This window comes from Dactylosporangium thailandense (assembly GCF_059739745.1).
This window is the reverse complement of sequence record NZ_AP029195.1, coordinates 96,345-116,734: the sequence shown is the minus strand read 5'-3', so window position 1 is coordinate 116,734 and position 20,390 is coordinate 96,345. Positions and strand designations below refer to the sequence as shown.

Annotated in this window: 18 protein-coding genes and 1 pseudogene; 7 read left to right on the top strand and 12 right to left on the bottom strand. The window is 69.8% G+C overall.

What is annotated here, in order from left to right; all coding sequences use genetic code 11:
• Positions 1-66 precede the first annotated feature (66 nt).
• From AC6JBM_RS00425 to AC6JBM_RS00410, 4 genes are all read right to left on the bottom strand, one after another.
• Entirely contained in the window at positions 67-606 is a 540-nt protein-coding gene (locus tag AC6JBM_RS00425; RefSeq protein WP_497981613.1) for an aromatic-ring-hydroxylating dioxygenase subunit beta, read from the bottom strand.
• A 22-nt stretch (positions 607-628) separates the two neighbouring features.
• Positions 629-1,993, bottom strand: a complete 1,365-nt coding sequence (locus tag AC6JBM_RS00420) for an aromatic ring-hydroxylating oxygenase subunit alpha (RefSeq protein WP_497981612.1) — start codon at positions 1,991-1,993, stop codon at positions 629-631.
• 29 nt (positions 1,994-2,022) lie between these two features.
• Positions 2,023-2,910 carry a VOC family protein gene (locus AC6JBM_RS00415; RefSeq protein WP_497981611.1) on the bottom strand — a complete coding sequence of 296 codons (888 nt, stop codon included), beginning with the start codon at positions 2,908-2,910 and terminating at the stop codon, positions 2,023-2,025.
• A 111-nt stretch (positions 2,911-3,021) separates the two neighbouring features.
• Positions 3,022-3,807 carry an IclR family transcriptional regulator gene (locus tag AC6JBM_RS00410; protein ID WP_497981610.1) on the bottom strand — a complete coding sequence of 262 codons (786 nt, stop codon included), beginning with the start codon at positions 3,805-3,807 and terminating at the stop codon, positions 3,022-3,024.
• Between the two features lie 121 nt (positions 3,808-3,928).
• On the opposite strand from AC6JBM_RS00410, the gene AC6JBM_RS00405 reads away from it, so the two are divergent.
• Genes AC6JBM_RS00405 through hcaB form a run of 4 tightly spaced genes read left to right on the top strand, consistent with a single transcriptional unit; the run spans position 3,929 to position 7,213 of the window.
• Positions 3,929-5,146: an NAD(P)/FAD-dependent oxidoreductase gene (locus AC6JBM_RS00405; protein ID WP_497981609.1), complete on the top strand. Its 1,218-nt coding sequence runs from the start codon at positions 3,929-3,931 to the stop codon at positions 5,144-5,146.
• A 37-nt stretch (positions 5,147-5,183) separates the two neighbouring features.
• Positions 5,184-5,492 carry a bifunctional 3-phenylpropionate/cinnamic acid dioxygenase ferredoxin subunit gene (locus AC6JBM_RS00400; RefSeq protein ID WP_497981608.1) on the top strand — a complete coding sequence of 103 codons (309 nt, stop codon included), beginning with the start codon at positions 5,184-5,186 and terminating at the stop codon, positions 5,490-5,492.
• A 34-nt stretch (positions 5,493-5,526) separates the two neighbouring features.
• Positions 5,527-6,396, top strand: coding sequence for an alpha/beta fold hydrolase (locus tag AC6JBM_RS00395; RefSeq protein WP_497981607.1), 870 nt, complete (start codon positions 5,527-5,529; stop codon positions 6,394-6,396).
• A gap of 28 nt (positions 6,397-6,424) precedes the next feature.
• Positions 6,425-7,213 carry a 3-(cis-5,6-dihydroxycyclohexa-1,3-dien-1-yl)propanoate dehydrogenase gene (hcaB, locus tag AC6JBM_RS00390; protein ID WP_497981606.1) on the top strand — a complete coding sequence of 263 codons (789 nt, stop codon included), beginning with the start codon at positions 6,425-6,427 and terminating at the stop codon, positions 7,211-7,213.
• Here the strand turns inward: hcaB and AC6JBM_RS00385 are convergent.
• Positions 7,207-7,515, bottom strand: coding sequence for a hypothetical protein (locus AC6JBM_RS00385; protein WP_497981605.1), 309 nt, complete (start codon positions 7,513-7,515; stop codon positions 7,207-7,209). The genes hcaB and AC6JBM_RS00385 overlap by 7 nt on opposite strands.
• Before the next feature lie 21 nt (positions 7,516-7,536).
• Here AC6JBM_RS00385 and AC6JBM_RS00380 point away from each other — a divergent pair, with 21 nt between their 5' ends.
• Complete coding sequence (locus AC6JBM_RS00380; RefSeq protein WP_497981604.1) at positions 7,537-7,869, top strand: hypothetical protein; 333 nt, start codon at positions 7,537-7,539, stop codon at positions 7,867-7,869.
• Between the two features lie 193 nt (positions 7,870-8,062).
• On the opposite strand, the gene AC6JBM_RS00375 is transcribed toward AC6JBM_RS00380, so the two are convergent.
• The 3 genes from AC6JBM_RS00375 to AC6JBM_RS00365 all read right to left on the bottom strand — a co-directional run bounded on the left by AC6JBM_RS00375 (position 8,063) and on the right by AC6JBM_RS00365 (position 10,542).
• Positions 8,063-8,350, bottom strand: a complete 288-nt coding sequence (locus AC6JBM_RS00375) for a helix-turn-helix domain-containing protein (protein WP_497981603.1) — start codon at positions 8,348-8,350, stop codon at positions 8,063-8,065.
• A 152-nt stretch (positions 8,351-8,502) separates the two neighbouring features.
• Complete coding sequence (locus AC6JBM_RS00370) at positions 8,503-9,084, bottom strand: dihydrofolate reductase family protein (RefSeq protein WP_497981602.1); 582 nt, start codon at positions 9,082-9,084, stop codon at positions 8,503-8,505.
• Between the two features lie 105 nt (positions 9,085-9,189).
• Entirely contained in the window at positions 9,190-10,542 is a 1,353-nt protein-coding gene (locus AC6JBM_RS00365) for an FAD-binding oxidoreductase (protein WP_497981601.1), read from the bottom strand.
• Positions 10,543-10,634: 92 nt separating this feature from the next.
• Here AC6JBM_RS00365 and pdxR point away from each other — a divergent pair, with 92 nt between their 5' ends.
• A complete protein-coding gene (gene pdxR, locus AC6JBM_RS00360; protein WP_497981600.1) occupies positions 10,635-12,035 on the top strand; it encodes a MocR-like pyridoxine biosynthesis transcription factor PdxR in 1,401 nt (466 codons plus the stop codon).
• A gap of 573 nt (positions 12,036-12,608) precedes the next feature.
• Positions 12,609-13,538: a class I SAM-dependent methyltransferase gene (locus AC6JBM_RS00355; protein WP_497981599.1), complete on the top strand. Its 930-nt coding sequence runs from the start codon at positions 12,609-12,611 to the stop codon at positions 13,536-13,538.
• 248 nt (positions 13,539-13,786) lie between these two features.
• Here the strand turns inward: AC6JBM_RS00355 and AC6JBM_RS00350 are convergent, their stop codons facing one another.
• From AC6JBM_RS00350 to AC6JBM_RS00335, 4 genes and pseudogenes are all read right to left on the bottom strand, one after another.
• A complete protein-coding gene (locus AC6JBM_RS00350) occupies positions 13,787-14,056 on the bottom strand; it encodes a sensor histidine kinase (protein ID WP_497986760.1) in 270 nt (89 codons plus the stop codon).
• Between the two features lie 124 nt (positions 14,057-14,180).
• Positions 14,181-15,359: pseudogene (locus tag AC6JBM_RS00345) on the bottom strand (GAF domain-containing protein); the annotation flags it as partial.
• 145 nt (positions 15,360-15,504) lie between these two features.
• The gene (locus tag AC6JBM_RS00340; protein WP_497981598.1) at positions 15,505-19,506 is read right to left on the bottom strand and encodes a glycoside hydrolase family 38 N-terminal domain-containing protein; all 4,002 of its coding nucleotides are present in this window, start codon (positions 19,504-19,506) and stop codon (positions 15,505-15,507) included.
• Complete coding sequence (locus AC6JBM_RS00335; protein ID WP_497986759.1) at positions 19,503-20,366, bottom strand: carbohydrate ABC transporter permease; 864 nt, start codon at positions 20,364-20,366, stop codon at positions 19,503-19,505. The genes AC6JBM_RS00340 and AC6JBM_RS00335 overlap by 4 nt, the downstream gene beginning before the upstream one ends.
• Positions 20,367-20,390 lie beyond the last annotated feature (24 nt).

Sequence of the window (20,390 nt, the reverse complement as noted above, 5' to 3'; positions counted from 1 at the left end):
TCTTCTTTGCGGCCGCCGGAGAGTGTCGGCCAAGTGGCCGGCGCCTGGCGCGCTCGTTCTGGTCTGTTAGAAGAAGTTGCTGAGGTTCTGCGACAGCAAGATGGTCTGGTCGAGGTAGATGTGGCGCCGGGCGATCCGGAACCCCTCCTCGGTACGGCGAAGCACGTCCTCGCGACGTCCGATCCACTCGTCGATCTCCGACTTCAGCCGGGTTCGGTAGAGGTGGAAGCAGGTCTCGACCGTCAGCTCGGTGCCCGAGTCTTCGACGATGCGGACATTGGTCACGAGGTGGCGAGTCCGGGACGGCGGGTCCTCTGCCCAGGCCGTCCCGGTCCCTAGCTTCTGTACCCGGCCGACGAGGGTGGCCTTGTCGTCGTCGAAGAAAGCCATCTCGCCGGGCTGCGTGAACTCCCGGGAGAGGTTGCGGCGCGGGACTGTCCGACGGATCGGCATGAAGTACGCCGTGTCGTCGGTGAACAGGTCGACCCACTCCTCGAATCTCTGGTGGTCCAGCAGGGCAGCCTCGTGGGTGTAGAACTGCTCGACCTCGTACTGCAGGTACATCGCCGCGATCTTTTCCGGCGCGATCGCCGTCTCCAGGTGCATGATTCCCATGGCTCGTCAGTCCTCAGATGTGGTCGCCGGGCGTGGTGGAGGAACGCAGCTCGTCCCAGCTGGTGCCCTTGACCCACTCGAGCCACGACAGGTAGGTCCACAGCTGTGCGTGCTCGTTGACGGGCGCCTCGATGCGGGCAACGCCGTCCTCGTGGATGATCTTGCCGCGGCCGAGCCCCATCTTGAGGAGCTGCGGGATGTCCCGGCTGACGCCGCCCCGGGTCTGCATCGTGCTCTGCGACCAGTTCTCGCCGTCCTCCTGCTCGAGGAAGCCCGCGGGGCCGAACGCGTGAATCTGTCGACCGAGCTGGGCCTTCTGCTCCTCGGGCGACTCGTTGCGGTCCTTGAAGCTGAACCACCACACCTCGGTGACAGCTGCGCTGCGCGGGACCCGAAGGCTGATCTGCGAGTCCATCGTGAACCAGGCGGTCGGGAAGAGGTGCGGGTGGCCGGCGAACCGTGACCCGACCGGGCCGAGTGCCGCGAGCGGACCGGGGTCCTGACGCCAGGTCACGAGCTCGTGCATCTCGGGAGGGAGGCTCTTCAGCATCGAGTCGAGGCTCGGGCCCGAGATCGCGTGTCCGTACTCTCCGACGGCAACCAGGGTGTCCAGGTCGGTGGGCAGCCGCTGCACGCCGAGGCTCTTGCCCTCGTCGGTCTTGGCGCCTCCGGTGTCGGTCACGTCGGCGCTGGGGATCATCCCGACGGCCTGCGCCGAGATGTGGGTGATCTGTGGGTGGTAGTAGTCGAAGGCGTTGTCCGCGGCGAACTTCCAGTTGCAGTTGAGCGTGAACTTCTGGACGCCCGGACGCGCCTCGATGTCACCCCGCTCGGCCAGCAGGTCGATGCCGATCCGGCCCGTGCGCCCGAGGAACTCCAGCAGCGGCGGGGCCTCCGGGTCCATGGTTGCGAAGACGAATCCCTTGTAGTTGTCGAGCTGGGCCACCTTGCGCAGGGGGTGCTTCGTCTTGTCCAGGTCGTCGTGGTAGAAGTCCGACATCCCGGGCACCCCGACGAGCTCGCCGTCCAGGCCGAACGTCCAGCCGTGGTAAGTGCACATGAAGTTCCTGACGTTGCCCTCCTCGGCCCGGCAGACCGCGTTGCCGCGGTGCGTGCAGGTGTTGAGCAGGGCCTTGATGCCGCCGTCGCGCTGGCGGACGACGAGCACATTGTCCTTGCCCATGGGCGCCTCGAAGAAGTCGCCCTTCTTCGGGATCTGCGTCTCGTGGCACAGGAAGAGCCAGGCTCGCCTGAAGATGTGCTTCATCTCCAGCTCGAAGATCTCCTCGTCACTGAAGATCCGGCGGTCCAGCTCCCCGGTCGCCACGTTGACGAGCGACTCGAGGTAGGCGGTGGTTCCGGGCGCCGCGATGGTCATGTCGGTTCTCCTATCGTTGCTCAGACAGGTCACGCAGGATCGAAGACGTGGCCCCAGTACGCCGAGGCGTCGTAGGTCACGACCGACCAGGTCTCGTCATCGATGAGCAGCCCGTCGGTGCCGTACTCGACGCCGAAGCCGGACGGGGACTGCACGTAGAAGGACAGCATCTTGTCGTTCGTGTGGCGGCCCAGCGTGGCCAGCTGCCGGATCTTGCGCTGATGCACCTTGTCCAGGGCGCGGCCGACGACGTCGAGGTCGTCGACCTCCACCATGAAGTGGTTGATCCCCGCCGGCCCGTCCCCGTAGATCGGAGCCACGGCGAGGGAGTGGTGCCGCGGGTTGGTGTGCAGGAAGGTGAGGAGCAGCCCCGGGACCGGGATGATGTGGTCGCTCACCTTGAAGCCCAGGACACGCCGGTAGAACTCGGTCGTCTCGACGGCGTTGTCGCAGACCACGACGACGTGGCCCAGTCCCGTGTCCGCGCCATCGGGAGCGGTGGTGACGAACCGCGCACCCGTGGGCGAAATGAACGGCTCCTGCATCATGGTCGCGCCGTAGTGGAACTCCAGCGCGTACCCAGCAGGATCGGTGCAGCTCAGCAGCCGGCGTACGCCACGGAGCTCGGCGAGCCTCGCATCGTCCTTGTAGATCACACCAGCCTCGTCGAGCGCGGCCGCCACCTCGTCCAGGGCATCAGGCCCGGAGACCTGCCAGCCGACGTAGTCGAGTTCGTCGTCGCCGGCCCGCAACGTGACGCGATGAGCGCGCTCGTCCATGCGCAGGACCAGGGCGTCCTCGCCGTCGATTTCCTGGCGAGATGCGGTCATGCCCAGGATCTCGGTCGCGAAGACCTCCCACTCCTCGAGGCTCTTCACCCGGAGCCCCAGGTAGCCGAGTGCTTCGACTCTCGTCATGCGTCGATCCGTCCCCTCTGGTTCACCTTGAGCTGGTCCACCGATGGTGCGAGTGGTCGGCGCGTCCGACAACGAAGCTGTTCCGTCTGGTGAACCGGATCGAGGGACGCATCAGGCGACCAACGTGCTAACGTGCCCAGAGAGCTGCTCGGCCGCCTTGAGTATCACGCCCTTGTAGCGCAGGACGGAGCGGCCGACAGCCGCGGCCGACAGTGACAGCGCGGCCACCGGCTTGTAGCTCCGCCGATCGAGGACCGGCACCGCGATGCACGAGACCCCGAGGAACGTCTCCTCGAAGTCGGTCGCGAACCCCTCCTGGCGGACCCGGTCGAGCGCCCGCCCCAGCAGGTCGGGGCTGGCGATCGTAAACGCGGTAAACCGGTAGTAGCGGGCCTGCATGGAGCCGCCGGTTTGCGGCTCGGAGAACGCGAGCATCGATTTCCCGAGCGCCGTCGCGTGCTGTGGCCGACGCATGCCGACCGTGGTGTTGATCCGAACGGACTCCGGTCCGAACAGCTTCTCGACGTACAACACGCTCGAGCCGGCAGGCACGGCGAGATGGACCGCCTCGCGGGTCTGCGCGTAGAGCTCGGTCAGCACCGGCATCGCGCGGTCGCGCAAGCCGTTCGCACGCGCGACCGCGACCTGGTTCCCTAGCTCGAACGCCCGGGTCGACAGTGCGTACTTGTCGCCCGCCCGCCGTACGTAACCGCTCTCGATGAGAACCATAAGGAGGCGGTGCGCGGTCGACTTGGGAAGGCTGACGACCCGAGCGAGCTCGGAGACGCCCATGACGGCGCGAGGGCCGCCCAGCGCATCCAGGAGGGCCAACGCCTTGCCTGCCGACGTGTCGTGACCGCTGCCGGCCCCTGCGTTCTTGGCCTGCTGGAGATCCACCAGACCCTCCTCTCGCACTGCTGTCCTCGTGCCGTTCCACCTTTGGGAACGGCGGAGATGTGAGATACGGTATCTCAGACGCCATAATTTTCAATTACAATCTCTTGAAGGGAGGAACGGGATGCGACACAGCGCGATCGTGGGCGCCAGCGCCGCGGGCATCTCAGCCGCGATCGCGATGCGCTCGCACGGCCATGCCGGACGGATCACGGTCATCGACCGTGACCCTCACCCGCCGTACGAGCGCCCCCCGCTGTCCAAGCTGGCGGACCGCACACTCCGCCCGATCGCTCCTCCGGGCAGGTTCGCGGAGCTCGACATCGAGCTGCGGCTCGGCATCGAGGTACGCGGAGTCGATCCGGTTTCCCGCACCCTCCATCTCGGTGCCGACGACTCCCTGAGGGTCGACACCCTCCTGCTGAGCACCGGGGTCGCCGCGCGGCGGCTGACTGTCCCGGGCTCCGACCTCTCCCACGTCCTTGTGCTGCGCGATGCGTCGGATGCCAACCTGCTGGCTGACCGCTTCTCTGTTGGCGGTCCGCTCGTCGTCGTCGGAGCGGGTTTCATCGGACTCGAGATCGCGGCACTCGCCCGCGAGCACGGGCTCGAGGTCACCGTGGTCGAGGTAGGCGCCCGGCCGCTCCAGGCCCTCGACGAGCGCATCGGTCTGCGGGCGCTGGAGCTCCACCAGGACCGCGGAGTGCGGTTCGTTCTGGGGCGGACGGTGGAGCGGTTCGAAGGGGTGGACGCTGTCGAGGAGGTCGTGCTCGACGACAGCACGCGGATCCCGGCGGCAACGGCGGTCGTCGGTGTCGGTGTCGAGCCCCGCACCGAACTGGCCCGCGCGATCGGCGTACGAACCGACGACCAGGGCATCGTCGTCGACGCCTACGGACGCACCGACGTGTCGTGGGTGTACGCCGCCGGCGACGTCGCGAGCCAGCCGCATCCCCACCTCATAGCCGGGCCGGGCCGGATCGAGCACTGGGACGTCGCTCTGAAGCACGGCGCCGCGGTGGGCGCGACTATGGCAGGGCATCCGACAGCGTTCACCGAGACGCCGTACGTCTGGTCCGACCAGTTCGGACTCACGTTCCAGATGTTCGGGCGCCCGCGCACGACCGACGAACTCGTCATGCGACGAGACTCGACATTGGAGTCCTACCTGGGTTTCTGGCTCCGCGACGGAGTCGTCGTCGCGGTGTGCGGTCTCGACCGCCCTCGCGATGTCGGGGCAGCGCGCCGGCTCATCCAGCTCCCCGTGGGAGCACATCGCGACGCTCTCGCCGACGGCGGCATCGAGCTCAGGGACCTGATCAAGACCATGACGCGCGGCTGACGCCCGCGATCCGACCCATGGAAGGTGTGGGGAGCGCGTGACCTGGACAAAGGCATGCAGCACGTCCGACATCGAGGAGGGCGAGGGCTTCCAGCTCAAGCGGGAGCGCCCGATCGCCCTCTTCAACATCGACGACGAGTACTTCGCGATCGACGACACCTGCACTCACGATGAGTCGTCGCTGGCCGAGGGGTACGTGGATGGGGACGTAGTCGAGTGTGCGTGGCACTTCGCCAAGTTCTGCATCAAGACCGGAGAGGTGCTCAGCCTTCCGGCCACCTGCCCGGTCGCCACCTACGCCGTCAAGGTCGAAGGCGACGACGTCTTCGTTGACCTCCCCGACTGAGCCCTCCGACCCGACACGAGGAGTCCGCACGCCCATGACGACCCAGACCGACTCAACACCAGCCCTGACCTACAACAGCACGAACCGGATCGTTCACACTCCGGACTACGAGATCCAGATCAACGAGGCCGGCGAAGGTCACCCGGTCCTGCTGATCCACGGCACCGGCCCAGGTGCCACGGGCTGGTCGAACTTCGCACCGAACATCGAGCCGCTGTCGCGACACTTCCGGGTCATCGCCGTGACGATGCCGGGCTGGGGTGAGTCGAGCCGGCAGAGCGCGGCGTCCGGCTTCGACCAGGGCGAAGCGGTCAAGCAGTTGATGGATGCACTCGACATCGAGCAGGCGGCCATCGTGGGTAACTCCATGGGCGGTGGGGTCGGCATCATCATGACCGCGAGGTGGCCGGAACGGGTGTCCCACCTGATCACGATGGGATCCGGAGTGTGGGGCGTGAATGTTTTGTCGCCAGCCGGGATGAGCGAAGGGTTCAAGGTCCTCGTCGAGGCCTACCAGGACCCGTCGCCGGCGAACTTCAAAAGGCTGGTCCACGTGATGTGTTTCGACCCCACCTTCGCCACCGACGAGCTCGCCGAGCAACGGTCCCAGGCGGCACTGGCCCACCCCGAGCACCTCGACGACTGGCTCGATCGCGCCAAGATCGGCTTGGGTCAGGAAGCCTTCATGTCCGCGGCGGGGGCGCTGTCGACCTCTAGCGTGCCGGCGCTCATCATCCATGGTCGCGATGACCGAACCGTCCACTGGGAGGTCAGTCTCCGCGCGATGTCGATGATCCAAGACTCGCGGATGGTCCTGCTGAACCGATGCGGTCATTGGGCGCAGCTCGAGCACGCCGCGGAGTTCAACCGGCTCGTGGCCGAATTCGTCACCAACCACCACTGACCGAACCCAAGGGAAAGGACAGCTCGACGTGCGCGGACTCGAGGAGCGTGTCGTCCTCGTCACCGGCGGCGGCTCCGGTATCGGGCGGGCCATCGTGGACCGCTTCCTCGATGAGGGCGCGCGTCTCGCGGTCCTCGAACGAGACGCCGACAACGTCGCCTCGCTGGAGTCGATCGGCAGCAACAAGCTCGTCACGGTGACCGGCGACGTCACCTCCTACGCAGACAACGAGCGGGCCGTCGCTGCGGCTGTGGACAAGTTCGGACGCCTCGACGTACTCATCGGCAACGTCGGCATGTGGGACTTCAGCCGCAATCTGGTGGACCTCTCGCCGAGCGAGCTCGAAGCGGGATTCCGTGACCTGTTCGCCGTGAACGTGCTCGGCTACCTGCTGGGCGCGAGGGCGGCAGCGGCAGCGCTCAAGAGGTCGCGCGGCGCGATCATCCTCACGCTCTCCAACGCGTCCTTCTACCCGCAGGGCGGCGGCGTCCTTTACACCGCGACGAAGCACGCCGGACTCGGCATCGTGCGGCAGCTGGCCTACGAGTTGGCGCCCGAGGTTCGGGTGAACGGAGTGGCTCCCGGAGGGATGGCCACCAACCTGAGTGGGCCGAAGTCGCTGGGCCTCGACCAGCGCCAGATCAAAGACATCCCGATCCAGGAGTACCTGGAGAAGTACTCGGCCCTCGAGCGGATGATCGAACCAGCGGACTACGTCGGTACCTACGTGCTGCTGGCTTCGAGCCACGACGCCCTCACCATCACCGGCACTGTCTTCGACATCAGTGCAGTGGGTACGCCGCATCGCGCTCAATGACACAGGGGTGACCAGTTCGGGTCACCGACCGGCAGTGGCGGGACGTCCAGGTCGCGAGCGAGGCCGCGGCCACGGGCCCAGATGATGAAGGGCCGCAGCGCGTACCTCGTGGTCGGCCCATCGCGCAGCCAGCGTTCGACGTGGCCTTGGTCGGCGGTGGCGAGGGTGGCCGGGATGGTGTCAAGCCAGGCGAGGAACCGTAGTGGCTGCATGACCCGGGACTTCCAGCCGTCGACGGCTCCGCGGGTGAGGGGCTGCCCGCGGGATCGCTGGCGGGCCCGGCGCAGGATCACCCACTGCACGAATGGCCGGACGATCGCGACATGCCCAGCTGGCCGATCGCGCAGCACCGTCGTCGTCCAGGCCGTGAGCCTCTCGATCTCCTCGTCGCGCGGTGGCAGGAGCTCGAGCGCGACGAGCAGGTCGCACAGGTGCCGCGTGTTGCCGTCGAGCTAGTCGATCGCCTCGTGGGTGGGCTGCTTCGGAGCGGCCACCAGCGCGCGCAACGCCGCGGCGGTGGCCGATTTGCCGAGCCAGGTAACACCGCTGGCCGGGTTGCGGCCGGCCACACCTGGCCGATCGGCTTGCCGCCGCGGTGGCTCGGACAGGCGCGCCGCCGACCGCAGCTGCCGCACATGTCGATCGGGCCCTGGTAGCAGCCGTTGCACAGGTCCGGCTGCCCGTCCCGGGCCCGCCGCGCGATCGCACCGACCCGGCCGCACCGCCCGCACAGCCGCTGCGGCGGCCGGTAGCAGCGGCGGCAGACCCGCTGCCGAGCCGGATCGAGCCGAGTCAGCGGGAGTTCCGCCCGCCCGCAGCCCGGGCAGACCGGCTCGTCCCCGCCAGTACTCATGCGCCTCTCGGCCTCCGGATCTGCGTGCGTTGCACCGGCGGCGGCACGCCAGCCGCGGCCGCGCGTTTGGCCACGGAGGTGTTGGTGGCCTCGACCTCGATCAAGTCATTCGGAGTGCACTCGAGGATGTCGCACAGCGCGGCCAGGGTGTCCATCGACAGCCGCTGCGGCGGCTGGGTGACGAGGCGGTAGACCTGCTCGCGTAACAGATCGACGCCCGCTCGGTGACAAACAACGCCGGGTGGGCGCCCGGCCCGAACCTGGGCCGCAGCTCGGTGAGCCATTGCTCGAGCACCGGAACCACCCAGTCCATCTCCGGCACCGTCAGCACAGTCCGCCGCTTCGGCGGCCCGCCGTTGCTGGACTTGCCATACCGCACGAACATGCCACCGATCTGGCCGTACGACCGTCGGGTGTCATCGCGAATCCCCTGCCGTCAGCGCAGCGCGCGGTAGCGAACGTGGGTGACGCCACCCTCGCCCTCGAGCACCCTGATCCGTTCCAGCCGGCTCGGTTCGATGCCGAGGTGCTCGAACAACCGGCGCCCGTCGCCGAGCAGGACCGGGATCAGGTGGATCTCAAGTTCGTCGAGGACCCCTGCGGTGAGCGCGCGTCGCACCATGACGCTCGCCCCGTGCACGAGCACATTCCGGTCGCCGGCCGCATGCTTGGCGTCTCGGACCGCGGCCGCCACGTCGCTCACGTAGTGCACTGCGGGCCATTGCGCCGCCCACGCGGGCGCCGGGTTGCGGCTGAGGACGTAGATCGGTACGCCATCGTGGTGGTCGCCGCCCCAGCCGTTGGCGGCCTCGAAGGTCCCACGTCCGGTGATCACGGCGCGGGTCGACATGGCCTCGTCGACGATCTGGCCGTTGACGCTTCCCGGGCCCCCGACGGTTTCCCTCGGACGACCACCGGCTTTGAAGAACCACTCGTGCAGTACTTCCCCGCCGTCGCCGAGACCGTTGCCCGGGCCTTCATTAGGTCCCGTGACGAATCCGTCGAGGGACATTGACATGTACAGCACAGTCGAAGACATCCGCTCACTTCCCTTTCAAGGTCGTCAGATAGAACGCGCGAGCTCGTCGGCGCAGCCCTACCCGCAAATGGCATACGGCAAGGCTCAGCGCCGGCCGTTGGGCACGATGTTCTGGTTGAGATGCAGGAGGTTGCCGGGGTCGTAGCGGTCCTTCAGCTCGGTCAGCCGGGCCAGCTTCGGCCCGCGGTAGGCGCGGCGGATCCCGTCCTGCCCTTCGTCGTTGAGCACGTTGACGTACGCGCCGCTCGCAAAAGGCTCCATCGTGGCCGCGTACCGGCGCGCTTCCGTGATCCGATCGGCGTCCTCGGCCGGGTCGCTCCACCGCGCCGCCACCACGAGTTCCACAAGTGCATCGCGCTGGCCGAAGGCCGACTCGTGATCCGGCACCTCTGCGATGGCACCGCCGTAGGCCTGGAGGCTTGCGGCCGGCGCGCACGGGCCCCGCTCCAGCGCCAAGAACCGCCGCAGCACTTCGTCGCCGAAGTCGCGGAAGTAGTGGCCCTTCCAATAGCGGCGATAGCGGTGCCCCTGCGTGTCGTCCTCCCGCCGCTGCAGCTCCAGATACGTCAGCTCCCCTACGACCTCGGAGACCGGCGAGGCCCCACCACGCAATGCCGGCAGAAAGCGTCGCCCGGCGTCCGGGTCCCCGACCCACACGTACCCGATGTTGGCCACCGGTTGCCCGCGCAGCGACGACGGTAGATGCGCCCAATCGCCGGCGGTACCGACCCAGGCGGTCAACGTCGCCTCACGCGGCGCCTCGGGCAGCAGGTCCCGCCAGCGACGCAACACCGGTTCGGCCTCGCGCAACGGAAAAAACATCTCAACGCTCAACGCACGGGTGTCCAACCGGTGCAGGACGAACTCGAACTCGGTGACTACTCCGAAGTTGCCGCCCCCACCGCGCAGCCCCCAGAACAGGTCGCGGTTTTCCCGAGCACTGGCTCTCAGCACCTCGCCACTGGGGATGACCACCTGGTACGACGCGACGTTGTCGCAGGTGAGGCCGACCTGACGGGCCAGCCAGCCCATGCCGCCACCGAGGGTCAGTCCACCGACTCCGGTGTGCGACACGTTTCCGGCGGTCGTCGCCAGGCCATGGCGCTGCGCGGCCTCGTCGAAGGCGCCGAGCAGCGCACCGCCCTGCACCCACGCCCGGCGCCGGTCCGCATCGACGCGAACCGCGTGCATCGGTGAGAGGTCCAGCATCAGACCGCCGTCGGGAACCGCGTGCCCGGCGATGCTGTGCCCGCCGCAGCGCACCCCGATCTCCAGCCCGGTCTCGGCGCCGAACCGCAGCGTCGCCGCCACATCCGCCGGTCCGGTACAGGCCACGACCGCGGCCGGTCGACGATTCACCATTCCGTTCCAGACCGATCGTGCCACGTCGTACGCCGCATCGCCCGATTGCCACACCGTTCCGGCGACGCGGTTCACGAGTGGATGCGGCCTCATCATGCCCGTTCCTCCTGCCGTAGGTGATGCGGACAACGCTAAAGGCATTTGGCTCGGTAGTACGATCCAAAGGCGTGGCCGATTCCCAGACCAATCTCGCCTGGAGCGCGCTGCTCGATGTTGCCGGCCCAGGTGCGAAGCACGAGCGGCTCATCCGGGCCCTGCGGGCGTCGATCCGCGCCGGTCAGTTGGCGACGGGCGCCGCCCTGCCGCCCAGCCGCACGCTGGCCGCCGACCTGGGCTGGTCCCGCTGGGTCGTCACGCAGGCGTACACCCAACTGGTCGCCGAGGGTTATCTGGATGCTCGGGTCGGGTCCGCGACCCGAGTGCGCTGGACGCCCGACACCCCGTCCGTCCTGCCAGAGGCGGACCCGGCGCCGCAGGTGCCGATGCGGTTCGACCTGACGCCGGGCCTTCCTGACCTGCGCGCCTTTCCGCGGGCCCGGTGGGGCGACGCGCTGCGCGACCAGGCGCGCCAGATGACCACCGCCGATCTCGGGTTTCCGCCGCCGGGCGGCCACCGCCGGCTCCGCCGGGTGCTGGCCGAGCACCTGCGCCGCAGCCGGGGTGCGATGGCGGCCGCCGACGACATCGTCGTCACCACGGGAGTCACGGACAGCGCCGCCCGGGTGTTCCGCGCCATCCGGCAGGAGGGCATCACCCGCGTGGCCGTCGAGGATCCCGGTTGGATCCAGCTGCACATGGTGGCGCGGGAGGCCGGGCTGACCGTCGTGCCGGTTCCGGTGGACCGGTATGGGCTACGGGTGGCCGAACTGGACGGCGACCCGGCGATCCGCGCGGTCCTCACCACGCCGTCCCACCAGTTCCCGACCGGTGTCTCCCTCAGCGCGGAACGCCGCGCCGCACTGGCTGACTGGGCGCAGCGCGTCGACGGGCTGGTGCTGGAGGACGACTACGACTCCGAGTTCCGGTACGACCACCGGCCGCTCAGCGCGATCCAGGGGATGAGCCCGTCGAGGGTCGTGCTGCTCTGCTCGGTCAGCAAGACCCTGTCGCCGGCCCTGGGCATCGGCTGGATGGTGCTGCCGTCCCGCTGGCGCCGCGTGCTGCTGGCGAGCGGCACGGCCCGGTCGGCGCCACCGGTCCTCGATCAGCTCGCATTCGCCCAGCTGATCGAGAACGGCGGCTACGACCGGCACCTGCGCTCGGTCCGGCAGCGCTACCGCAGCCGCCGAGCCGCCCTGCTACACGCCCTGCGCACCCGACTGCCCGCCTGCCGGGTCAGCGGTTCGGCCGCCGGTTTGCACCTGGTGGCCCACCTCGGCGACGAGGTGGAGGCGGCCGACGTCGTCGCGGCCGCTGCCACCCGCGGGCTCCGGCTGACCAGCCTGCGCACCTTCCAAGTGGACCGGCAGCAACCGGCGCACAGCCTCGTCCTCGGCTACGGCAACCTCCCCGACGCCGCCGTCGACGAGGCCGTCACCGTGCTGGCGACCGTAATTCAGCGGTTTTAGCCACGATCCGTGGATCAGCTCGGTCGGTGACGACGTAGACGTCCACGAGAGCGCCCTTCGAGCTGGGATAACCGGGCAGAGCTGGAGCCGACATGACGACGAATGAGAACGCCACCGCCGCCGAGCGTCATCCCAGGGGCGACAAGCGGCGAACAAGATCTGCGCCGCGAAGGAGGGAGCAACGCGTGACCGTGGGGGGACAGCGTCTTCGGCGCCCAGGACGTCTATCGCGTGCCGAACACGACGCGAGGTTCTGTTCTAGCAAGCAACTCGGCCCCTACCGTCTCCTGGACCATTCGCTGGCCCATGGCCAGCAATTGGGCAATGTACGGCGTGTTGCGTGGCTTGCCCCCAGCGACACACAAACGGTACAGCGTCGCGATGACGACGGTCTCGGTGTGGTCGAGATACTCGACTGTAGTGTCCTGCCCGTGTTCTGAACAGTCGACACTGGGGGTGAGACCGTTGACCAGCTCTCTTCCGTATGTCTGTCCCGTTTGCCGGGCCGGCTTCGCTACGCACGACGGGTTCTACTGCACGGGTTGCAACGTACGGTATCCCGTCATCCGCGGCATGCCCGTGCTGTGTCCTGCCCCGTATCGCCATCTCGGGGAGGAGGCTCTGCGCATCGTCGAATACCGCCAGAGCAACCGGGCTCACGGGAAAACGGTCCAACCGGACACGACATTGCTGGACGACATCTGCGACAAGATGACGGATGCGATCAGCCCGTTGCTGACCGTGCGGTCTGTCCTGGCCACCGCGGCCGCCCGGCCGCCGGTAAGGTCTCGAAACTCGTACTCGCCGGTGCAGTCCCTGCATTACCTGCGCCGAGACTGGAGCGGCACACCGGAGTGTGAGGAGGAGATCCAGGACGTCACCCAGGCGGCTCTCAAGGCACTGGACAACGCCGGCGGTGAGCGTTCGAGGATCCTGCTCCTGGGTGCGGGCACCGGGCGGTTCGCGAGCGTGCTATCGCCGCATTTCGCATCGACACACGCCATGGAGCTGTCAGTTCCCATGGGCCTCCTCAGGGACTTTCTGCGCGACGGACCGCTGCGCTTCACCGTTCTCGACCGGCGGAACCGGCGATCTGAGGCCGACCTACGCCAACAGCACACCGCGTCGAGCCTTGGCGTCGAGCTGGATTCGGTGGACTGGGCGATAGCGGACGCCTTGCACTGCCCATATCCCGACGGCTATTTCTCGACTGTGGCGTCGCTGTACTTCTCGGACGTCGTGCCGCCCAGTCGGTTACTGACCGAGGTGTCTCGCATACTCGCTCCGGGGGGAACCTTCGTGCACGTCGGTCCTCTGGGGTACCAGTTCGACCAGCCCGCCGACGACCATTGGCCGGCCGAGCGATGGCCCGGCGAGGTCGAGAAGTTCGGCCTGCGAGCGGTGTTCACCGACTGGGTTCGATCGACCCATCACGTCGATGCGTCGTCGATGTTCACCTCGCTGGTGGACAACTTCGTGCTCGCCTGCGAGAAGCGCGTGTGAGCGTCCCGCGCCCCGGGAGGTTCATGGGTGTACCTCGGCAGGGCGCGCGGGCGCGGGTGCCGGTGAACATGTCCAGCGCGGTCGTGACGCCCATGGTGGCGAGGTCGCCCAGCGCGGCCCGCTCGACGATGAACGTGATGGCGGCGCCGTCGAGGACGTCCTCGCCAACTCGCCGCCGTGCACGGGTGGGCGGCCGCACGGGCCGGCGGCTGACCTGGCGGTGAGCCGAAGAGCGGCGGGGACGGTGATCAGCTCCCGCTGATGGGAAGCTCGGCGTGGATCAGCGTCCCCTGGCCGGCGGGGCTGTGCACGCTCAGGGTTCCGCCGAGCGCCTCGACCCGGTCGGTGAGGCCGACGAGCCCGGAGCCTCGGGTGCGGTCGGCGCCGCCCACGCCGTCGTCGTGGACATTGATGTGCAGCAGCTCGTCCACGATGCCGGCGTTCACGTGTGCCATCGACGCCCTGGCGTGCTTGACGGCGTTGGTGAGCGCCTCGCTGACGACGTAGTAAGCCGCCACCTCGACCGGCGCCGGCAGGGGGATCTGGATGGCCACCTCGAGCCCCACGGGAATCCCGGCACGGCGGGCGAGTGCCTTGAGGGCGTGGGAGAGGCCCCCCCTGCGACAGGATCGCCGGATGGATGCCGCGGGAGATCTCGCGCAGTTCGTCGAGCGCGTCGTTGAGACTGTCCACGATGTGCCCCAGCTCCGCCTGCTGGTCACGTTGCTGCGGTGGCAGGGAACGCTGCAGGGTGCGCAGGTCCAGTCCCAGCGACACCAGCCGTTGCTGGGTCCCGTCGTGCAGGTCGCGCTCGATCCGCCGCCTCGTCTCGTCGCTGGTGGCCACGATCCGGGCCCGCGAAGCGGCCAGGTCCGTGCGTGCCTGCGCGTTGGAGATGGCGGTGGCGATGAGTTCGGTGAACTCGCTCATCCGCAGCTCGGCGTCCACGGGCATCGGCAGGGTCCGGACGGCCGCGGCGATCACTCCCCACAGCCGCCGGTTGACGAAGATCGGCCCGCCGGCCCCGGCGGTGTACCCCATCCGCCGGGCCAGCGCCGCCTCCAGGCCCGGCACGTTCGTGAAGTCGTCGACCCGGGCCGGCCGCCCGCTGCGGGATATCCTCCCGGCGACACCCTCGTCGTCAACGGTCCCCAGCCCGCCCGTCGGCACCCGCCCACCCACCTTGTTCCAGCCGGTCACGATGGTCACATCGCCGCCCGGCTCGATGCGGTAGATGGCCGTGGCGTCGACCTCGAGCACCTGTCCCACCTCGCGGGCAACGGCGGTGAGGATCTCCGCCGGTGGTGCTCCCCTGGCCACGAGGGTCGCGACGCGCCGCAGCGCGGCCTGTTCCTCGACCAACCGGCTCATTTCCTGCCGCACCTGCAGGGCCCAGATCGCCGCGCCCGTCAGTTCGGTGAGGTCTACGACGCGGTTCTCGGTGTCGCTGGGCAGCGGCTCCGGGCGCGTCACCGACACGACGATCGTGCCCCACAACCGGTCGTTCACGAGCACCGGCAATCCGACCGACCCGGAGACCCCCATCTCGCGAAGGCGCTCGGCGATCGGCCCTGAAGCATGGGCGTAGGTGTCGAACCTCGCGGGCTGACGTGTCCGCTTCACCAACGTCGCGATGTTGTGCCCGGCCACCGGGACCCGGACGCCGAGCGGCATCCCCAATCCGCCGTGGTCGCTCCACACCGCCTCCACGACGGCATGATCGCCGTCGTACCGCACCACGTGCGCGATGTCGGCGTGCACCAGCCGCCCGACCTCCTCCGCCACCGCGGCCAGCAGCTCCGGCAGGGGCGCCCCACGCATCACGAGCGCGGCGTTGCGCCGCACGGCGGCCCGCTCTTCGAGCAGCCATGCGCGCTGCTGCTCGTCAGTGGATGCGCCTTCCCGGCTGACCACGGGTCGCTCCCTCCATCAGCCTGACCACCAGCGTATCCCCGATAAGTCCGATCTATCCGGAGGCACCGGCGGGTCGGATGACGATGCGGACGGGTTCGCAGTAGGCGATCCGGCCGAGGGCGCAGATCTTGGGCTGGGCCCAGAACTGCCCGGGTGGCGTGCCGACCGGGACGGCGACGGGGAACTCGATGCTGCGCGTGGACCCGGGTTCGATAGTGAAGCCCCGGGTCGGCTCGCTCGTCAGCGGCCAGATGTAGTGCGGGGTGATGAGCTGGGCATGCCCCCGCAGCGGGGTGCGCAGCTCGTGGCTCACCCGCACGCGGACGTGGCCACGCACCCCGGGGTCCAGCGTCAGCTGCGGGGCCTCGGCCCGCGCGTGCAGCAGCGGCCCGGGCACGGGCCGGCCCACGGGCACGACCAGGGCGTCCTGCAACTCCTGGTCCTTGTGGGCGATGCTCGCCGCGATTGCGTACCAGCCGGGCTCGGCGTCGTCGGGAGCCGTGACGGTGACGGGCACGCCGAGGTGGCCGCCCGCGGCGACGGTCACGCGCCTCGACCGCGGGGTGGCGACCCAGCCCTGCGGCGCCGTGACGAGCAGGTCTCCGTCGTAGCCGGCGTCGGTGTCGTCGCAGACGACCTGGGCGCACAGCCGCACGCCCGCCGCGGCGCCGTCGTCGCGCGGCCGGTCGTCCGGCCGGAGGGTGAGCGCGACCGGCAGGTTGCCCATGGGCGCGGGGCCGCAGTTGTGCAGCCAGTACCGGGTGAACACGGGCTGCACGGGCTCGGCGCTCGCCGCGAGCGCCGTCCCGCCCCGCTCGGCGCGAGCCGGTGACAGGGCCAGCGACGCGATCCGGTACCCCTCGACGCCGAGCCGCACCTCCCCGCCGTCGTGCTCCAGGGGCGCGCCGGGGCGGTCGAGCAGGTCGGCGTCCGTGGCCGAGGCGATACCGCCGGCGAGGCGGATCGCGACGCGGCCGGAGCGGCCGTGGGGCTCGTAGCCGCGGACGATCAGGCCGTCACACGCGTCGGCAGGCGCCGCGGAGCCGGTGGCGAGCGGCTCCCCCAGCGGCTTGACCGCGGTGACGACGAAGTCCTCGGCGGGCTCGACGCTCAACAGCGATCCGGTGGCCGGCAGCGCCCCGTCGCCGGCCGGGGCGGCGGTCGCGGCGAGCGGATGGTTGACGGACTGCCCGGCGGCGACGAAGCCGGCGGTACGCCATCCGCCGGGGCCGCTCACCAGGTGGTACTCGAAGCGCCGGCTGGTGTGGTGCTGGAAGCTGCGCCCGCCCGGCGCGTTGCGGTCCGGGAAGTTGATCGCGGTTCCGGTGGGCCAGCCGGTGCAGGCGCGGGCCAGCGACATGTTCAGCGTGCCGTCGGGCTCGACCGCGAAACCGGGGGTGCCGCGGTTGAGCAGCGCGACGGCGTAGTCCTCGACGGTCGACTCGCCGTGGTGCAGCGCGGACGGCTGCGTGACGTGCACGCTCGCGTCGCCGAGGTCGTCGAGGAGCTCGGTCAGGGCCCGCCGCTCGGCGTCCGCGTCGTCGCCGGCGATCAGCAGGACGGGCAGGTCCCGGATCGAGCGCACGTCGGCGCCCGGCCGCCAGACCTCACCGAGCGGCCGCTCGGCCGGGATCCAGAGGCGGGCCGTGCCGGTGGCCGCGAGCCGGGCGGCCAGTTCGGCGGCGAACGGCGCTGGCGCCCGGTCGAGGAGCTCGGCGACGAACCCGTTGCGCTGCGGGGTGCCGACCGCGACACGGCAGTCGGGAAGGTTGGAGTCGGTGTCCAGCGCGCCGTAGCGGTTGCCCGTCGCGCTCGTCACGGTGGCGGTGACACCCGCCCGGGCCAGCCCGACGGCGAGCCCGCGGGTCGAGGGCAGGCCCTCGTCGCCGTCGGGAACGACGATCTCGGCGATGGAGACCGCTCGCGAGCGCTCGGCGCGCTCCTGTGGATCGTGCAGGTGGACGGTCAGTGCCGCGGCGAGGCCGAACCACTGGTGCGCCGTGTTGTCCAGGGTCCGGGGGTGCTCCGCGGCGTCGGCGTCGAGCAGGGCGTAGCCGCGGCCGATGACGGCGGCCGCGGTCTCGCTGACGGGCATGCCGCCGGGGACGTCGCAGGGTATGCGCACCCGCAGCAGCCGGTCGGTGGCGGCGAACCCGTCGATGCCGGTGGCGAAGTCGATCCGGTCGAGGCCGTACCACAGGGTCGTCTGCTGCGTGTAGCGGCATCCGTCGACCTCCGCGGTGGCCGTGATGCGCTCGCCGATCGGGCAGCGCTCGGCGGTGACGGCCGCCTCGGTGTCCGCGCTGCGCCAGGCGACGGCGTGGGGAAGCAGGTGCCACGGGCCCTCACCGAACTCGGGATGATCGCGGTGCTCGGCCACGCAGACCAGCTCGTTGCCCACCCGGCCCGGCGGGAGGAGGTCCCGGCCGGCGGCGAGGTCGGTGATCTCGGTCAGGGCGCCGCCCCGCGCGGGGTCCGCACGAACCCGGTAGCGGTCGTTGGCGATGCTCGTCGCCTCGACGGGTTGCCACGCGGACTCCGGCGGCTCCGCGGTGCCGGGCAGCAGGCGGTAGGTGCGGTAGCCCATCGACGGCACGTCGCGGGCGACCCACCGCAGCAGCACCCGGCCCGGCCGGCCGTCGGCGGCCGGCGCGAGGGCCTCGGTGAGGTACGGGACCGGGACCCCGCCGTCGTCGGTGAGCGTGAGGCCCACGGCGGGGTCGAGGTCGGCCTCCAGGCCGACGGTGTCCGTCCGGGGATGCGACAGCGGGTTGAACACGACGACCGCGGTGCCCTCCCCGCGGGTGTCGACGTGGCCGGCCAGGTGCCGGCGGGCCGAGCGGTCCACGTCGGCGGCCAGGTCGTGCGCCTCGCGCCAGCCGGCGACCAGGTCGAGATAGACCTGGTCGGACTGGGTGCCGGTGACCGCGTCGTGGTGCGCGCCGAACAGCAGCAGCCGCCACGCCTTGTCAACGGCCGCGGCGGGGTAGGCCGCGCCGTGCAGCGCGGCGAACGTGGCCCACTTCTCGGCGTCCAGCAGCAGCGTCTCCACCAGGCGATGGGCCTGCTTGGTGTCGATCGCGGTGACGTCCTTGCCGGTGTAGATCGGGTTCATGTCGCGGGTCTGCGGCGTGGCGTGCACGCCCCGCGCGGCCAGCTCGTCCCGCACGGCGGTGAAGAAGTCGCGCGGCAGGCCGTAGCGCAGCCGCACCTGCGGGTACCGCTCCTCCCAGGCCGCGCGCAGCTCGGTGACCCAGCGCATGGGAGGGCTGAAGTCGCTGCCCATCGGGATCATGACGTTGCGGGTCGCGGCGGCCGGGCGCAGCTGGGTGAACAGCTCGTGCAGCTCCGCCGCCGCGGTCTGCGGGTCCTGGGCGGCGTCGAGGCTGAAGCCGGCCGAGTAGTGGCCGGCCATGTAGTGGGTGAGCAGGCCGTCCCCGCCGGGCGACACCCACTCGAACTCGGTGGGGAACTGGGTCGGCGCGAAGGGCTTGCGGTGCTCGCGGATGTTCCAGCTGCTCAGCATCGGCCCCCACTGGTGGTAGGGGCCGCGGGCGAAGGCGATCGAGGTCAGCCCGGCGCCGGCCATCACCTGCGCGAACTGCGGATCGTGGCCGAACACGTCCAGCTGCCACGCGGTGGCCGGGACGCCGCCGACGACGTGGCGCTGGAACCCGGCGCCGTGCACGGCGTTGCGGATCGTCGTCTCGATGCCGGTGAGGTTGGTGTTGGGCTCGTTGTAGGTGCCCCCGACCAGCTCCAGGCGGCCGTCCGCGATCAGTCGCCGGATGAGCTCGCGGTCCTCGGGATACGTGTCCCAGTACGGCTTGAGGTAGTCGACCTCGGCGAGGACCACGCTGTACTGCGGATCCTCGCGGATCTTCGCCAGGTGCGCCTTGACGAGGCTGAACGCGCTGTGCCCGGGCCAGGCGAAGCGCGCCTCGCCCGCGTCGGGGGCCTGCGGCTGGTCCCAGGTCTGGGTGTACGCGGACTGGGTGTTCCACCACACCGGGTCGTAGTGGAAGTGCGGGATGAGCCAGACCGTCCAGCTCACGCCTTCACCGCCCCCTGCATGATGCCGCCGATGATCTGCTTGCCGAGGAAGAGGAACACCAGCAGCACGGGCGCCGTGCTGATCAGGGTTCCGGCGAGCACGAGCGAGTAGTCCATGTAGTAGCCGCCGGCCAGCGTGGACAGCGCGACCTGGGTGGTCGGGTTGCCCTGGCCCAGGGCCAGCAGCGGCCAGAAGAAGTCGTTCCAGGTGTTCATGAAGGTGAACAGCGCGAGCACCGCGGCGACGGGCCGCGCCGCCGGCAGCACGACGTGCCAGTACAGCCGGTGCGTGGAGCATCCGTCCATCCGGCCGGCCTCCAGCAGCGCGTCGGGCAGCGCCTCGGAGAGGTACTGGCGCATCAGGAAGACGCCGAAGGCGGAGGTGGCCGCTGGGACGATGACCGCCTGCAGGTGCCCGGTCCAGCCGAGCCACTGCGACATCATGATGTACAGCGGAATGATGCCCAGCTGGGCCGGCACCATCATCGTCACGAGCAGGAACCCGAGCAGGGCGTTGCGGCCGCGGAACCTGAGCTTCGCGAAGGCGAAACCGGCCAGCGTGCTGGTGAGCACGACGCAGACCGTGACCACGATCGAGACGATCATCGAGTTGGCCAGGGCGAGGCCGAAGTTCGCCTGGGTGTACGCCCGCTGCAGGTTCTCCCACAGGTGACTGCCGGGCAGCAGCCGGGGCGGCCAGCTGCCCGCCGCGGAGTTGTCGTTGGACGCGGCGACCAGCGACCAGTACAGCGGGAACGCCGACACCGCGCCGATGAGCCCCACCAGCAGGTAGGTCCTCGCTCCGGCGCGGCGCTGGCTGGGCGCCGCGGACCGCCCGCGGACGCGGCGAGGGCCGGTCATGGCCCGGGAGACCGGGATCAGGGT

What these genes read in the sequence shown, in the direction of transcription:
- AC6JBM_RS00375 (WP_497981603.1), bottom strand. Translation starts at nt 8,350, where the DNA reads ATGGCTCACCGAGCTGCGGCCCAGGTTCGGGCCGGGCGCCCACCCGGC.
- AC6JBM_RS00335 (WP_497986759.1), bottom strand. Translation starts at nt 20,366, where the DNA reads ATGACCGGCCCTCGCCGCGTCCGCGGGCGGTCCGCGGCGCCCAGCCAG.
- AC6JBM_RS00425 (WP_497981613.1), bottom strand. Translation starts at nt 606, where the DNA reads ATGCACCTGGAGACGGCGATCGCGCCGGAAAAGATCGCGGCGATGTAC.
- AC6JBM_RS00370 (WP_497981602.1), bottom strand. Translation starts at nt 9,084, where the DNA reads ATGTCAATGTCCCTCGACGGATTCGTCACGGGACCTAATGAAGGCCCG.
- AC6JBM_RS00380 (WP_497981604.1), top strand. Translation starts at nt 7,537, where the DNA reads ATGCCCAGCTGGCCGATCGCGCAGCACCGTCGTCGTCCAGGCCGTGAG.
- AC6JBM_RS00355 (WP_497981599.1), top strand. Translation starts at nt 12,609, where the DNA reads ATGCCCGTGCTGTGTCCTGCCCCGTATCGCCATCTCGGGGAGGAGGCT.
- AC6JBM_RS00415 (WP_497981611.1), bottom strand. Translation starts at nt 2,910, where the DNA reads ATGACGAGAGTCGAAGCACTCGGCTACCTGGGGCTCCGGGTGAAGAGC.
- AC6JBM_RS00395 (WP_497981607.1), top strand. Translation starts at nt 5,527, where the DNA reads ATGACGACCCAGACCGACTCAACACCAGCCCTGACCTACAACAGCACG.
- AC6JBM_RS00420 (WP_497981612.1), bottom strand. Translation starts at nt 1,993, where the DNA reads ATGACCATCGCGGCGCCCGGAACCACCGCCTACCTCGAGTCGCTCGTC.
- AC6JBM_RS00405 (WP_497981609.1), top strand. Translation starts at nt 3,929, where the DNA reads ATGCGACACAGCGCGATCGTGGGCGCCAGCGCCGCGGGCATCTCAGCC.